This is a genomic window from Pseudomonas sp. R19M, assembly GCF_050312585.1.
GTDB lineage: Bacteria > Pseudomonadota > Gammaproteobacteria > Pseudomonadales > Pseudomonadaceae > Aquipseudomonas > Aquipseudomonas palleroniana.
Genome location: NZ_JBNPJV010000079.1, coordinates 192930 through 208828 on the forward strand (window position 1 = coordinate 192930; position 15899 = coordinate 208828).

The window sequence follows — 15899 nt, forward strand, 5'->3', positions numbered from 1 at the left end:
ACTGTAGTGGCCTATCTCGAGCAGTTTTTAAGTGGCGCACTGAAGGCCTGGGCGAGCTCCGCTGCTGCAATATCACAGCTTGTAATATGAGGAGGAAGGTTACGGTTTTTCCTTCGCGCCTCGAGAAAAGTCCACCTGCGTAGCGTGCTCGCCGCGCAGGCGTTTTCCTCACAATGTCTAGGCGTCTCGAATCATGGCCGCATAGAGGCCGTCTTGGGTTAATAACTCATCATGGGTGCCCTGCTCGACTAACTGGCCAGCCTTAATGACGAGAATCTGCTCCGCCTCCCTGATCGTGCTCAGGCGATGGGCAATCGATATCAAGGTTCGCTGTCCGCTTAACGAAGCCAATGCATTCGCCATCGCCGCCTGGGTTTGGCTATCCAGCGCGCTGGTGGCCTCATCCAGAAGAATGATTGGCGGATCGCGTAGGAGCATGCGGGCCAAGGAAAGCCGCTGACGCTCACCGCCAGACAGCTGATAGCCGCGATCACCGACGCCTGCATGCAGGCCATCGGCGAGATTGCGCACCGTAGTATCCAACTGCGCGATTTCCAGCACACGCCACAACTCTGCCTCGCTGGCTTGCGGCTTGGCAAATCGCAGATTGGCCTCAATGCTGGCATTCAACAGGAAAGTATCTTGCGTGACGATGCCCACCAAGTCAGCCAGGGTGTCAAAACTCAAATCGCGGATATCAACGCCGTCGTAGCTGATGCGCCCGCGGTCGGCGTCGTACAATCGAGTGATCAGGTATGAGATGGTGGTCTTGCCACTGCCGGTAGGGCCTACCAGAGCCGTGTGCTTACCTGCAGGTATTTCAAATGTCAGATCATGCAGCACAGTACGTTCGCCGTAAGCGAAGCTGACATTTTCAAAACGAATGCCGGTGTTAAAGTCTTTGCCGGAGAAATTGACTGGCGAGCTTGTCTCTACCACCGTCGCTGGGGTATCCAGATAGCTGAACACCCGCGCTAGCAGGGCACGCCCCTTGGCAAATTCGATACGCGTTTCGAATATTTCGATAAGCGGCCATAGCAATTGTTCCTGCAGCGCGATGAAGGCCACCAAGGTCCCAATCGACACCTCCAAGCCCAGACCTATGAAAACCCCGCCACCGAGAAAAGTCAGTGCTGGCAGGATATCCAAGGCCAGGAAGACGATCGCAAATTCCCATTGCCCAGCCGTACTGGCTTTAATTTCCAAGCGAGCCAGATCCGCAGAGTCACGCTGAAAACGCTGAACCAGGAAATGTACCCGACCCATGGTTCGTGACAAGACGATACCGCCTGCGGAGAGTGACTCGGCGATGTTCGCAGACAGGTCCGCCACACGCTCTTGCTGTTGGTAAGTTACCCGTTCACGCAACTGCGCGACGCGACCATTAATCCATATCAGTGCAGGAATCACGGCCAGTGAAGCTAGTGCCAAGCGCCAATCGAGAAGCAGCATCGCTACTAAGGTCGCTGCGACTACGCTGAGGTGCTTGGCTAAATCGGTGGCGGTGTTGGTCAGTAAAACCTGCATACCGGCGACGTCGCTGGAAATACGAGCCTGTACTTCTCCGGCCCGTGTTCCCGAGAAAAACGCCAGCGACAAGCTCTGCAGGTGCTGATACAGGCGTGTGCGCAGATCGTGCATGATGCGCTGACCGACACGCACCGAAAAGTACGTCTGAGTCAGGTTCGCAACGGCGTTGAACATCGCCACTGCGATCAGCCCGCCTGCCAAATAACCCAACAGCGTCAAGTCTTTGGCAGGTAGCGCATCGTCAACGATGCTGCGTATCAAGAAAGGGCTGGCCACACCGGCGACGCCCGCCACTGCAATGAGAAATACGACAAAGCTGATCGAAGTCCGATGGGGATGAAGGAGTGCAAGAACCCGAGCCAAGGAGAAGTGACGCTCGGCAATCTCATCATAGTTATCAACTGAGTCTGACTCATCGTTTGGAGATTTTGAAACCTGTAGTGAAATTTTAGATGCCATGGTTTAAGTTAGTCTGTGAGCGACGAGCCGCATACAACAAATACCTAGCTTCATCTCTAATCAGTGAGAGATCAATTGATAGCTCTTGGATGGCTGCGTCTAAGATTATAAACGTTAATACTGTGGGGGCTATGATTGCCCAAATCCAGAAGTTTTTTGTGAAGAGGGTGGTTATTGTGCCTAATATAAGCAGCCCGATCAGCATGTATGGAATGTGAAATTGAAGGGGTATCCAAATTTTATTTAGTTTTTTTAATTTGTAATCATAAAGATTGGCTGAGTTTTCTAGCGCTTTTAAGTCAATAGTTGGGTTTGTGTATTTTTCGATGTTCATTATATAGCCTTGGTATAAGAGCTAATAGGTGCTTCTAATTATTTTGAGGCTGGTTGATTTGGCCAGAGAATTTCAAAAGTTGTTCCGCCCGTGTGAGATTTGCTGCAAGTAACTGATCCATGATGTGCCCATGCGATGGCTCTGACTACAGCTAGACCTAGACCACTTCCTCCTTGGGCCCGAGAACGTGACCTCTCACATCGTTGAAAGGGATCAAAGATTTTCCCTAGATAAGATTCCTCAATCCCCGGACCATCATCTGAAACACTTAGTATATTAATATTGTCTTTATTGATAAGCCGAACCGACACATTGCCGGGAGTGCTATGCCTGAGCGTATTTTCGAATAGCGCTGAAAGTGCCTGCAGTATTCGGCCCGGGTCACACCACACTGGCTCTTTACTTATGTCTAAGGTTAAAGTAAGACCCGCGGCGGTTAAGTGGCTCTTGAGTTCCAAGCTATCAGAGACGACTTTTTTACCTAATTCGCATTTTTGTAACTCTATGTTTAAATGATCGTTATCGGCTAGACTTACTACTCTTAAGTCCTCAGTGATTCTCGTCAATCCCTCCACTTGACGCATTAATATTGAAAATTGCGCTTGGTTTGGGAGAAACACGCCATCAATCAGTCCTTGGATGCGTCCTCTTAAGATAGTTAGAGGTGTACGCAATTCATGTGCAATAGCTGCGTTCCAAAAAGTTTGTTCTTGGTCAAGTCGATGTAACTTGTCTGCCATCTTGTTGAAGTCTGCTACTAAAATAGATGCTTCTTTCAAGGAGTTATCTGGGGCAGCGGCTCTTGCATTCAAATCTCCGCTTGCAAGACTGCGAAGCCCTAAGCTCACTGAGTTTAAGGGTATGATGATTTTTCGTGATACCTTGATGGCTGACAAGATGCCAACCGTCAAACTAAAGCAGCTAATTAATCCCAATAATGCCCAATCAGTAGATTCCCATACATCCGTTTCAGTTTCTTGGAATGTAGTGACATTCGAGAGAAGACTATAAAAAATATAGGATCCGGCTACGGCAAGTGTAATTACGCATATGACGACTGCCGAAATCCATGCTGTTATTTGTCTACTCAGAAACATTTCTTTCACTCATAGGGCTTTCTAGGTTTAAACTGGAAAAATCGATTCATGTGAATATTTTACTGTGTGAGTGTTGGCGTTTGTTGGAGGGAGTGTGGAGAAATGATGGATGTTGATTTTTTTTTGCCTTTGGCTATTCTGGTAGGGGTTGGTCGAGGATGTAGATTTTATGTCGAGACCTACTTGAATTTCGTGCTAGCACATTTCGTGATTTTAAATGGTTCTAGGTGGTACTGTTCTTCTACTCGAGTACTTGGTCGAACTCAGCGGTCACCGGTTGATATTGGCGCGTTCAGATTTCGACGCAGAAAGTCACGCTTAACCAGAATCTTTACGAACTTGAGCGCAAAACTAAACCGTTATCTGGATAGTCATCCGCTCGCTCTGGTTGATCACATAGCCAGTTAGCGGGCACGGCCAATAAGTATGAAAACCACCATTGCCAGAGCTCCGATCAGTACCGCAGAGGTGCTTAGCAGGATCGAGTGAGTGTTCAAGAACGCCATCTTGGCGGCCTCGACCAAAGTGCTGGCTTGCTCAGCCGGCAACGCAGCTGCGACCACATAACTGTCGCCTATCGAGCTAGCCGCCCGCTCGGTGAGAGAGGGTGATAATCCGTCCAGTAGATTGATCGAGCGCCCGTAGACCCTAGCCATGAACATGCCAAAAAACGTAATGCCCAGGCCAGTGCCCAGCTCGTAAGCCGTCGCCTCCAAGGCGCCTGCCGCGCTTCCTTTGCTGGCCTCTACCGCACCCATTATCGCAATAGACGATGCTGTGAGGCCGATACTCAATGCCAACCCGAGCACTGCTAGCACGGTGGGCACCCTGATACCTGGCGTAAAAAAATCAGCGAAGGCCAGATAGGCCAGCGCCCCAGCGGAAACAACCAGCGACAAGCTAGCGACCACGCGTAAGCCGAAGCGGTTAGACAAGTAGCCAGCTACCGGCCCCCCCATAGCCGCAGCTAACATGATCGGAATCATGAAGACCCCCGCTTGCAATGGCGTCTTGTCTAGTACGTATTGCAGCTCCATCGCCAGGGTCAGTTCCACGCCTGTCAGGGCGCCTATCGAGACCAACGCCATGATCAACCCGGCTATTAGCACTGGGTGCGCGAAGAGCGATAAATCCAGCATTGGTGTAGTAGTCCGAAGCTGCTGACGGGCGAAGACTGTAAGCAGCGCTAGGCTCAGGGCCAGCACTGGTACAACTACCACGAGTGGTTGCGTGCCTCCGATCCCGGACTTGATCCCGTAGACGAAGGCTATGATGCCGGCGATCAGGATCAGTGCCTGGCCGATTGGCCATTTGCCAGGTGTCGTGGTTTCAGTGCAAGGCAACAGTAGGACGGCAACTGGAATCACCACCGCCATGATCGGAACATTAATTAGGAATACCGAGCCCCACCAGAAGTGCTCGAGGAGTGCCCCGCCAATCAGAGGCCCCAGTGCCGCGCCGGCGGCACCAACGGTTCCCCAAAGACCAAGTGCCATAGCCCGTTCACGCTCATCTTCGAAGGTGCGACGAATGATGCCAAGCACGCATGGCATGATCATCGCGCCCCCCATCGCCAGCAACACACGGGCACCTATAAGCAGCGCGGGCGTAGGTGCGAAAGCGGCGAGCACTGAAGCCATTCCGAACACGCTCAGCCCGCCGAGAAGAATGCGCCGACTGCCTACCCGGTCGGCCAGAGTGCCCATAGGCACCAGCAGACCAGCCATCAGCAGCGGATAGATATCGATGATCCACAGGACCTCGGTGCTCGATGCGCCGAGCGCCTGAGTCAACGAAGGCACTGCGATATGCAGGATGGTCATGTCGATGACGATGGGCGTAAAGGCCAACATCACGGCGATCAGAATCAACCAGCGTTTGGGGATGGCACGGGGCATGATTATTGTTCCCGATGATTGGGGGTGGACGCTGCGTTGCTCGCGGTCGCGACAACAGTACGTTCACGCAGGCCTCCACCGAGCGCCTTGTACAGTGCCACGCTATTGACGGCCGCCTCACGGCGCAGTTCCAGCAATGTTTGTTGGGCGCTGTACAATTGACGCTGCGAATCTAGCAGTTCCAGGCGACCATCGACTCCGGCCCCATAGCGCAACTCGGAAAGCGTCACGCGACGCTGCGCGCTAATTACCATCCGGGACTGTGCCTTGATCTGCTGGTCCAGGGTAGCCGCGCCTGCCAGAGCGTCGGCCACCTCGCGAAAGGCAACTTGGATGGCGCGCTCGTACTGAACCACCGCTTCGGACTTACGCACCTTGGCAAGACCCAGCTCTGCACGCAGGCGCCCGCCCTGGAACAACGGCTGCGAGATTTGCGGTGTGAAGCGCCACACCTGCCGACTCGGGTCGAACAGGCTACCCAGTGAGGCGCTGGCATAACCGAATGAGGCGGTCAGTGAAACCTGCGGAAAGAACGCGGCCCGTGCCGCCCCGATATCGGCATTGGCCGCCCTTAGGGTTTCTTCGGCTTGGCGGATGTCCGGGCGCACGAGCAGTATGTCTGACTGCAAGCCAGCCGGGAGACGCGTTACTAGCGGTTGCTGTTCGAGCTCGCGCGCCCTCGGCAGGTCAGTAGGCAGCTCTTGACCGACCAGCAATTGCAATGCATTGCCAGCCTGGGCAAAGGCTCGCTGGCGTGCCTGCAGGTCGGCCTCGGCGCTTGCCACCTGGCCCTCGGCCTGGGCCACATCCAGGCCGCTGTGCTGCTTTGCGCTTTGCAGTAGGTGTGCCAGTTTTAAGGACTGCTGCCAGTCCTTGAGGGTGCGCTCGGCCAATTGCCGTTGCTCGTCGGCGAGTAGGCGGGCGAAGTAGGCATCGGCCACCGCACCAATCAGGCTAATCTGCGCCGCATCGCGGCCCTGCTCGCTGGCCAGGTAGCGGGCCAGCGCCGCATCAGATAGCGACCGCACACGACCGAACAGATCCAGTTCGAACGCGCTGGTGCCTACATTCACGGCTACTTGGTTGGTCACCTCGCGGCGCGATTCGCCGCCGTTGCCCTGCGCCAAGGTCCGCTCGCGGGTGCGACTAGCATCGAGCGACACCGACGGCAGACGCGTGGACTGCTGAATATTGAACATCGATCGCGCCGCATCGACATTCAATGCCGCTAGGCGTAAGTCGAGGTTGTGCGCCAGGCCCAACTCGATCAGTCGCTGCAGCTGCGGGTCGACGAATATCGTTCGCCAGCCTATTTCGTTAGGGGGCACGGCGTTGCCCTGCGTCATTGCGGCATTACCCGAACCGGGAAAGCTGGCTGGCACAGCTAGTATTGGGCGCTCCAGTTTGGGCGCCATTGAACAGGCGGACAGGCAGCCGATCATTGCGATTACCACGAAAGAACGCATGATCATTTCTCCTCACCGATCTGCGATAGGGCAGGGCTGTGTCGCGCACGCCAGAGCTGAAACCTTTCTTGGAATCCCATCACGATCACGAAGAACGACGGCACGAAGAACACAGCCAATAGGGTGCCGCTGAGCATACCGCCGAATACGCCGGTGCCGATGGCGTGTTGGGTTTCGGCGCTTGCGCCGGAGGCGAGCATCAGAGGCACCACTCCAAGGGTGAAGGCCAGCGAAGTCATCAGGATCGGCCGTAGGCGTAAGCGTGCGGCGGTCACCGCAGCGTCCACCAGCGAGCGACCCTCAGCATGCAGATGGCGGGCAAATTCGATGATCAGAATGGCGTTCTTTGCCGACAGGCCGATTATGGTGATCATCCCCACTTTGAAGAAAACATCGTTGGGCAGGCCGCGTAGCATCACCGCCACCACCGCGCCGAGCAGGCCGAGCGGCACAACCAGCATCACCGATAGCGGGATCGCCCAGCTCTCGTACAGCGCAGCCAGCACCAGGAATACTACTAGCGCCGAGAGCACCATGAGCATCGGGGCCTGTGCAGCCGATTGGCGCTCCTGCAGAGATTGCCCGGTCCAGGCCACCGCGAAGCCCTGCGGCAACTGGGCGACCAAACGCTCCATCTCGACCATTGCTGCGCCACTGGATACGTTAGGCGCGGCGCTGCCGGAAATACGTACTGCGGGGAAGCCCTGGAAGCGCATCATTTGCTGCGGCGAATTGCTCCATACCGGCGTGACTACTTCGCTGAGCGGCACCATGCCACCGTTGGCATTGCGCACGCGTAGGTTGAGCACGTCGTCAAGCTGCATACGAGCCGACGCGTCGGCTTGCAGTATCACCTGCTGCATGCGTCCGGCGTTGGGGAAGTCGTTGACATACTGCGAGCCCATGGCCGCTGACAGCGTGCTACTCACCGACGCGAACGACAGGCCCATTGCTACAGCCTTTTGCCGATTGATATTCAGGCGAATGCTTTCGCCCGCCGGCAGACCGTCTGGGTACACGTCGCTAACAAGCTTGCTCTGCGCGGCCAGCTTCAGCAACTGTGCCTGGGCCTTGAGCAGCTCTGCTTCGCCACGGTTGCCGCGGTCCTGCAAGAACATGTTGAAGCCCGAGGACGTACCCAACTCGTCAATGGCTGGTGGCATCAGGCTCATCACCGTCCCCTCGACATTGTCGGTCATAGCCTCCTGAACCAGCGCCGCTTCGTCGGCGGCTGTGGCGCCGTTACGCTGCCTCCAGTCTTTGAGCATGGTGAAGGCCATGGCCGCGTTCGGGCCGGAGCCCGAAAAGCTGAAGCCCTGCACCACTAAGTTGGTGTCCAGCGCTGGCCGTGAGGCTACGTAGGCTTCGAAGCGCTTGACCACATCCAGAGTGCGCTCGCTAGTGGCGCCAGTTGGCAATTGGATGGAGGTCATGAAGTAGCCCTGATCCTCCTCCGGCAAGAACGACGACGGCAGGTGCTGCGCGGCGATGACCAGCACGCCGCAGAGCAGCGCGAATACGGACATCATTCGCCCGCTGCGTCCGACCAGCCGAGTGATACCGCCTGTGTAGCGCTCGGTCAGTCGCTCGAAGCCACGATTGAAGGCGCCGAAGAATCCGCGTTTTTCATGGTGGTCAGCGCTCACCGGGCGTAGCAAAGTGGCGCAGAGCGCCGGCGTCAGGGTCAGCGCCAGGAACGCCGAGAACAGAATCGACACCGTCATCGAAAGGGTGAACTGCTGGTAGATCACGCCCACCGAGCCGCTGCCGAAGGCCATGGGAATGAACACTGCGATGAGCACCAGGGTGATGCCAATCACCGCGCCGGTTATTTCTTTCATCGCTTGCTGGGTCGCCTCGCGTGGCGACATGCCTCGGGTGGCCATCAACCGCTCGACGTTCTCTACCACCACGATGGCGTCGTCAACGATGATGCCAATAGCCAGCACCATGCCGAACATAGTCAGCGAGTTGATCGAGAATCCGGCTAGCAACATCACTGCGAAGGTGCCAAGCAGCGCTATGGGCGCGACGATGGCCGGTATCAGCGTATAGCGCATGTTCTGTAGGAACAGGAACATCACTAGGAATACCAGCACCATAGCCTCGATTAGGGTGTAGACCACCTTCTCGATAGACACTTTGACAAATGGCGCTGTGTCGAACGGCACCGAATAGCTCATGCCCGAGGGCATGCTCGGAGCCAGCTCGGCGAGCCTATCGCGAACCGCCTTGGCCGTGCGTACTGCATTGGCGCCCGGAGATAGCTGGATGGCGGCGCTGGTTGCCGACACCCCGTTCTCGCGGTTGGAGAAGCCATAGGACTGCGCCCCCAGCTCGACCCTTGCGACATCGCCGATGGTCACCCGGGAACCATCAGGGTTGGCCCGCAGCACCACTGCCGAGAACTGTTTGGGGGTTTCCAACTGACCTTCGACAGTCAGCGGCACGGTCAGGCGTTGCCCTGGCAGTGCCGGCTCGTCACCAATCCGCCCGGGAGCGATCTGCGCGTTCTGCTGCTCAATGGCCTGGGATAGATCGCTCATGGTCAGGCCAAAAGCAGTCAGCTTGTTGGGGTCGACCCAGATTCGCAGCGCCTGCTCAGCGCCGAAAAGCTGCACGCGGCCGACGCCTTCGATGCGACGCAGCTCCGGGACTATATTGCGCGCTAGGTAGTCGCTCAGCGCCACCTCGTCGAACTGTCCGTTCGGCGAGGTCATGCCGATCATCACCAGAAAGCCCGATGCAGCTGACTCCACCTGCAGGCCGCTCTGGCGCACCGCCTGGGGCAGGCGCGGCTCAACCGCCTTGATTCGGTTCTGCACGTCCATCTGGGCTAGTTCTGGGTTAGTACCTGGCTTGAAGGTGGCGGTGATCTGCGCGCTACCCGAGGTGTCTACCGAGGACTCGAAGTAAAGTAGGTTCTTGACCCCGGACAGCTCGCGCTCGACTAGGCTGACCACCGAATCGTTTAGGGTCTTAGGCGTGGCACCTGGGTAGCTTGCGTACAGCGTTACGGAGGGCGGCGCTACCGAGGGGTAGCGAGCGATCGGTAACTGCGGAATGGCGATGACGCCAAAAAGCACGATGAATATGGCTATGACCCAAGCGAATACCGGGCGGTTGATGAAGAACTGTGGCATTGAGATTTCTCCTGATCAGCGCGCTGACGAGTCGGCTAACTCGCCCGCACTGTCGGCTTGCCACTGACGTGCCTTGACGGTCATACCCTCGGCGAGGCGCTCGAAGCCTTCAATCACTACCCGTTGGCCGCCGCTGAGCCCGCTGACGATTCGGTAGCGACGGCCCACCAACTCTCCGAGCTCGACCGGCACTCGCTGCACCTGCTCGTCGGCACCCAGCACCCACACGCTGGCCTTGCCGTCGCGGCGCACCACTGCCTGCTGTGGCACGCTCAGGGCATCGACATAGTGCGCCCTTGGTACTCGCGCCAGCACGTACATACCCGGCAGCAACTGGTGGTTGGGGTTATCGACTTGAATGCGCAGCAGCACGTTGCCTGTACCAACATCGACGCTGATCCCAGAAAACAGGATCTTGCCGCCGATACCGTAAGCCTTGCCGCTGCTATCGAGCACTTGCACCGGTACTCCATCAGCGTCGGGGGGCAATTGGCTACTCAGTGCATGGCGCCAGCGCTCCAGGCTTGTGGCCGATTCACGAACGTCGACATATACCTGGTCGATCTGCTGGATAGTAGCCATCGGCGTGCTGTCGGTGGACGCTACAAGGGCGCCTTCTGACACCTGCGCCTGGTCGACACGACCGGAAATCGGTGCGCTTACGGTGGCGAACTTTAGGTCCAAGCGCTTGCGTGCCAGTATCGCCCTGGCCTGTGCAACGTCGGCAGCAGCCTGTTCGCGCGTAGAGGCGGCGTCGTCATAGACCTGTTGGCTTATCGCTTCCGCGCTGGCCAGCGGCTGTAGGCGTTCGGCCTGAATTCGCGCTCTTGCCAACACGGCTTGGGCGCGCTGCAGTGCGGCCGCAGCGGTTTGCATCTCGGCCTTGAACGGTGCGGCATCAATCTCGAATAGCGCGGCACCCGCTTTGATGTCGGCGCCCTGCTCGAACAGACGTCGCTGTACGATACCGCTGACTTGCGGGCGAATCTCTGCGGTTCTGAAGGCCGCAACGCGCCCTGGCAGATCCTCACTGACGTCTACGACCTGAGGCTTCAGTCTCAATACCGACACATGCACCGATGTCGGTTGCGCCTCGCCCTGCTGTCTCGAATCGCAACCACCCAGCATCAGGGCGAATAGGCAGAGCCAGATGACATACGGCCCTATTTGACTCTCCATAACCTCATTAACCTCACAGACGTTTCGTTCTCTGCGCACCGGGCGCAGCATCAGGGGGGCGATTGTCAGTGAAAAGAATTGGGATTCATTCGAGATTTTGTGGAGATAATATGGAACCCAGCCGTAAAAGGTGAATTCATGACATTGTCGCTACCAGAAACCTCTCCCGTGCCCCGAAAGGACGCGCTGGTCCTAATCGCTGAGGACGAGAGTGAGATCGCCGAGATCCTCGCAGCCTATTTGCAACGTGACGGATTGCGAACAGCATATGCACGAGACGGCCAAGAAGCCTTGATCCAACATCAGGCACTTAAGCCAGATTTGGTGCTGCTCGATGTGCAGATGCCACACCTAGACGGTTGGCAGGTGCTCAGCGAAATTCGCCATCGTGGCGACACTCCGGTGATAATGCTCACAGCCCTCGACCAAGATATCGACAAACTATTGGGCCTACGCATCGGTGCCGATGATTATGTGGTCAAACCCTTCAATCCGGCTGAGGTGGTAGCCCGTGTTACGGCAGTACTGAGGCGCTCCAAGAGGGAAGTTTCGCACGATAGTCGGCTACTGCGCGTTGGGCTACTGCAGGTTGACCTGGATCATCACGAGGCCACGATCAACTGCGCCGACCAGTGGCACGCGCTCGACCTGACCCTTACTGAATTCAAGATTCTAGTCACCCTCATGCGCGCTCCCAAGCGCGTATTTAGCCGTTCCGAACTGCTGGTCGGTTGTCTTCCCGAAGGCGACACCATGGAGCGCACCGTGGACAGTCACATCAGCAAGTTGCGGCGAAAGTTGGAGGGCCTCGGCGTCTACGGTACGCCTGTGAGCGTGCGCGGCGTTGGCTATCGCTTCGGAAGTGGCACATGACCGGCGCGGTGAGCGTGCGCCGTCAGATCGTGCTGTCGTTGAGCTTCATGGTGCTTGGCGTGATCCTGCTGACGATGGTCGGCACGTATGTGTTCTATGCCATCGCCTTGACGCTCTCGCCCGATAGTATTTCGGAAAGCTGGATCCCCTCCAAGGTAGAGATGCTGTGGATAGTTGGCACCACCATACTGGCGCTTTGTCTCGCTGGCTTTGTGGCGATCAGGCTCTCGCGGCGTATTCTCACCCCGCTGAACTCGGTGGCCCACAGCCTTCGGGAAATTGCCCAAGGCAACCTGCAAGCGCGCGCTGTGCCCGATGACCAGGCGCTGGGTGAGACAGGTCAACTGGTGCGCGACTTCAACGCCATGGCCGAGCGTCTGCAGAGCGTGACACGCGAGCAGCAATTCTGGAATGCTGCGGTGGCCCACGAGTTGCGTACGCCGGTTACCATTTTGCGCGGACGTCTGCAGGGACTGGCAGAGGGAGTATTCCCTCCATCCACCAAAATTTTTGAAGGACTGCTGCGCCAAATTGAAGGGCTCGGCAGATTAATCGAAGACCTGCGCGTGGTGAGCCTAAGTGATAGTCATCATTTGAACTTGGATCTTTCACTAACTGAGGTGACGCACGAAGTGTCGGTCACCGTTCACGCGCTCACTGAGAGCCTGCAGCTACGTGGATTCAAATTGCGAATTGAAGTTGGAGAGCAAATTCATACGGTGTGTGACGCGTTTCGCCTACGCCAGGCGCTCAGCGCACTTTTGGAAAATGCACTTCATCATGCCGATCCTGGTGTGCTAATCATCCGTACACTTACTAACAATGGGCTGTTCACGCTGAGCGTTGAGGACTCTGGACCAGGTATATCACCTAACCTAGCCCCTTATGTATTTGAAGCTTTTCGCCGTGGTGAGCCCTCAACGTCAGGAAAGAGTGGAGGTAGTGGCTTGGGCTTAGCAGTGGTGAAAGCTATCGCTGAAGCGCATGGTGGCAATGCCATATGTGTGCCTTCTGCAAATGGAACACGCTTCGAGATTCAATTGCCTATTCAAGGACCCGCATCCCTAGGAGTCAAGGAGCGGTGAGCGACGATTCATGACGTGACTTTAGTGATGGCTTTTGATCCGAATAAGGTTTAACACCTCCTTACGTTCCTGCTGCCTTGGTGTTGGCAAGCGCTTGCTAACCTAAGCTTGATTGATTTCGCTCATCAGCTGCTGTCGGATGTTGATTGTGCCGTTGCTGTGGTTGGGATTGATTGTTAATAGCCCGAACTATCACTCCCGCTTGTCCATGCACTACCGGGGAGCTATCGATGGCTACATAGTGTTATGGAAAATAGTCATCCTTTCCAACCAGCCATTGCACGATGGTGTGGGCGTCTGGCTCGAAGCGCGGAGATTGCACAAAGAGAAGTTCCATTCCCTGGCACTCACCGTGGGCAGGAGTCAAATTCGACGATGTATAGCTCAGTCGCAGGGGATAGGTTTGCCATGGCAGCAGTGCTGACAACACCCGGAGATGATACACGGCGCATCCTGCGCTTCCGGCTAAGTCGGATTTTCACCTTGGTTTGCTAATGCGCGACCTCCGAGAGGGCCGGGATAAATAAATCTCGGTCTTCATACTTTCTCCACAAAGCCTCCCACAAACATCCATACACGTAGCTCACACTCAGATCCTCCTCAGTTTCGAATAGAAACGGTACTCGAAGGAGTTGATATGTCTTTCAATATTGGCCTTAGCGGGCTCCACGCAGCCAATAAACAGATGGAGGTGACAGGCAACAACATCGCCAACGTCGCGACCACCGGTTTCAAGGCATCCCGGGCAGAATTCGCAGATATCTATGCCGCCACAAAACTGGGCGCCGGCATGAACAGCATAGGCAGTGGTGTGACCCTTGCGGCGGTGTCCCAACAGTTTACCCAAGGGGACATCAGTACTACCGGCGGTATGCTGGACATGGGTATCCAAGGTAGCGGTTTCTTCGTGCAAAAGGCCAGCGACGGTACTCTGGAATACACCCGCAACGGCTCCTTTCGTGCTAACAAGGATGGTTTTATTACCAACAATGCCGGAACCTCGCGCTTGCAAGGCTACAGGGCAGATGCTGACGGCAAAATCTCAAAAGGTAATTTGGTCGATCTCCAATTGAACCTGGCCAGCCTCCCGCCCAAGGCGTCTACCAAAGTGGACTCCACCAGTAACCTTAACTCCTCTTCTCCGGTTATCGATCAGACGGCCAAGCCATTTAACCCAAACGACACCAGCACCTTCAGCGCCCAATTCAGCACAACCTTGTACGATTCCCAAGGCAATGCGCACCCTATGGTGCAATACCTGGTGAAGACTGACGTCAACCAGTGGAACGCCTATACCTTGATCGACGGTCGAAACCCCAACGGGTCTGCGCCGACTGGCACGCCGTCCACCTTACCAGTGCCATCGACATTGACGTTTGATGGCGTTGGAAAACTCACCAGTGTTGTGACCTCAGGTATATCAGACAAGACTTGGCGCATTACCGGCTGGGTACCTGGAACGGTGAACAACGGTGTGTGGAATGCGAACGGTGCAGATGCCAATCCGGCGGGGATTGCGGTCAACATGGCCAATATCACCCAATACAATTCGGCTACTTATCGTAATCCACCGTTCACTGATGGCTATGCCACTGGGCAGCTCACCGGGCTGAAGGTTGACGGTAGAGGCCTACTGGTCGCCACCTTTAGCAACCAGCAGAACAAGGCCATCGGCCAGCTCTCTCTGGCCAGCTTCAACAACGAGCAAGGCTTGCAACCCGCTGGTGGCACCACTTGGAGAGAAACCTTCGCCTCCGGTCAGCCGGGTTACGATTTCCCTCAAACCAGCGGGCTTGGCTCAGTAGTCTCTAATTCTCTAGAGGGCTCCAATGTTAATCTGACGAACGAACTCGTCAACTTGATTAAAGGTCAAAGTAACTATCAGGCGAATGCCAAAGTAATTTCAACAGAGACAAAATTGGTAGAGGCGATTATTCAGTTGAAATAAGTTTTGCTTTCAGACACTCAGGTACACCAACCTGTTCTGGCGTTTAAACTCTATTTAAATTTATAGATCAGCTCGCCGATCGACGAAGGATATCCACATGCTTCCAGCACTTTATGTTGCCAAAACCGGACTGTCCGCCCAAGACACGAACCTTACTACGATTTCCAACAACTTGGCGAACGTCTCGACTACCGGATTTAAAAGAGATCGCGCGGAGTTTCAAGACCTGCTTTACCAAATTAAACGTCAGCCAGGGGCTCAGTCCACGCAAGATAGCGTGCTGCCTTCCGGGCTGCAAGTGGGAACAGGTGTGCAAGTTGTAGGTACTCAAAAGATTTTCACCTCTGGTGGCTTGCAAACTACTGGCCAACCATTGGATATGGCAATTAATGGGCGCGGTTTCTTTCAGATCTTGCAGCCAGATGGTACGACTTCATACACGCGCGACGGCACTTTCCATCTAAATGCGAATGGTCAGATCGTCACTGCCAATGGCTTCAGCTTGCAACCAGCTGTCGTCGTGCCGAACGATGCTAAAACTTTTACAGTGGGGCAGGACGGAACGGTTTCAATCAGCGTCGCCGGAAATCCTGCAGCTCAGGTCATTGGGAGCATCCAGACTGCCGATTTCATCAACCCTGCGGGGCTGCAGGCTGTCGGTAATAACTTGTTCTTAGAAACTGCCGCGAGTGGAGCCCCTCAAGTTGGCACTCCAAGCCTGAACGGTTTTGGCAGCATGTTACAGAACACTCTGGAAACCTCTAATGTGAGCACTGTGGAGGAGATGGTAAATATGATTACAACTCAACGTGCTTATGAGATGAACTCGAAAGTGATTAAAACTGCAGGAGATATGCTGGGGAACCTCACACAGAAGTTATAAGAAT

11 protein-coding genes are annotated in these 15899 nt (G+C 55.7%); 4 read left to right on the forward strand and 7 right to left on the reverse strand.

Annotation, left to right across the window (positions count from 1 at the left end):
* Positions 1-177: 177 nt before the first annotated feature.
* From ACQRBT_RS17670 to ACQRBT_RS17700, 7 genes are all read right to left on the reverse strand, one after another.
* Complete coding sequence (locus ACQRBT_RS17670; protein ID WP_412046378.1) at positions 178-1989, reverse strand: ABC transporter ATP-binding protein; 1812 nt, start codon at positions 1987-1989, stop codon at positions 178-180.
* The gene (locus ACQRBT_RS17675; protein WP_412046377.1) at positions 1979-2323 is read right to left on the reverse strand and encodes a hypothetical protein; all 345 of its coding nucleotides are present in this window, start codon (positions 2321-2323) and stop codon (positions 1979-1981) included. Before ACQRBT_RS17675 ends, ACQRBT_RS17670 begins: the two co-directional genes overlap by 11 nt.
* Before the next feature lie 38 nt (positions 2324-2361).
* Entirely contained in the window at positions 2362-3420 is a 1059-nt protein-coding gene (locus ACQRBT_RS17680) for an ATP-binding protein (RefSeq protein WP_412046518.1), read from the reverse strand.
* A 404-nt stretch (positions 3421-3824) separates the two neighbouring features.
* Positions 3825-5318 (reverse strand): MFS transporter, encoded by a 1494-nt coding sequence (locus ACQRBT_RS17685; RefSeq protein WP_412046376.1) that lies wholly within the window; start codon positions 5316-5318, stop codon positions 3825-3827.
* Between the two features lie 2 nt (positions 5319-5320).
* Positions 5321-6784, reverse strand: a complete 1464-nt coding sequence (locus ACQRBT_RS17690) for an efflux transporter outer membrane subunit (RefSeq protein ID WP_412046375.1) — start codon at positions 6782-6784, stop codon at positions 5321-5323.
* A gap of 2 nt (positions 6785-6786) precedes the next feature.
* Positions 6787-9927 carry a multidrug efflux RND transporter permease subunit gene (locus tag ACQRBT_RS17695; RefSeq protein WP_412046374.1) on the reverse strand — a complete coding sequence of 1047 codons (3141 nt, stop codon included), beginning with the start codon at positions 9925-9927 and terminating at the stop codon, positions 6787-6789.
* 15 nt (positions 9928-9942) lie between these two features.
* Complete coding sequence (locus tag ACQRBT_RS17700; RefSeq protein WP_412046373.1) at positions 9943-11106, reverse strand: efflux RND transporter periplasmic adaptor subunit; 1164 nt, start codon at positions 11104-11106, stop codon at positions 9943-9945.
* Between the two features lie 138 nt (positions 11107-11244).
* On the opposite strand from ACQRBT_RS17700, the gene ACQRBT_RS17705 reads away from it, so the two are divergent.
* From ACQRBT_RS17705 to flgG, 4 genes are all read left to right on the forward strand, one after another.
* Positions 11245-11979, forward strand: coding sequence for a response regulator (locus ACQRBT_RS17705; RefSeq protein WP_412046372.1), 735 nt, complete (start codon positions 11245-11247; stop codon positions 11977-11979).
* Positions 11976-13064, forward strand: a complete 1089-nt coding sequence (locus tag ACQRBT_RS17710; protein ID WP_412046371.1) for an ATP-binding protein — start codon at positions 11976-11978, stop codon at positions 13062-13064. Before ACQRBT_RS17705 ends, ACQRBT_RS17710 begins: the two co-directional genes overlap by 4 nt.
* Positions 13065-13701: 637 nt before the next feature.
* A complete protein-coding gene (flgE, locus tag ACQRBT_RS17715; protein ID WP_060755853.1) occupies positions 13702-15012 on the forward strand; it encodes a flagellar hook protein FlgE in 1311 nt (436 codons plus the stop codon).
* 97 nt (positions 15013-15109) lie between these two features.
* The gene (gene flgG, locus ACQRBT_RS17720) at positions 15110-15895 is read left to right on the forward strand and encodes a flagellar basal-body rod protein FlgG (protein ID WP_060755852.1); all 786 of its coding nucleotides are present in this window, start codon (positions 15110-15112) and stop codon (positions 15893-15895) included.
* Positions 15896-15899 lie beyond the last annotated feature (4 nt).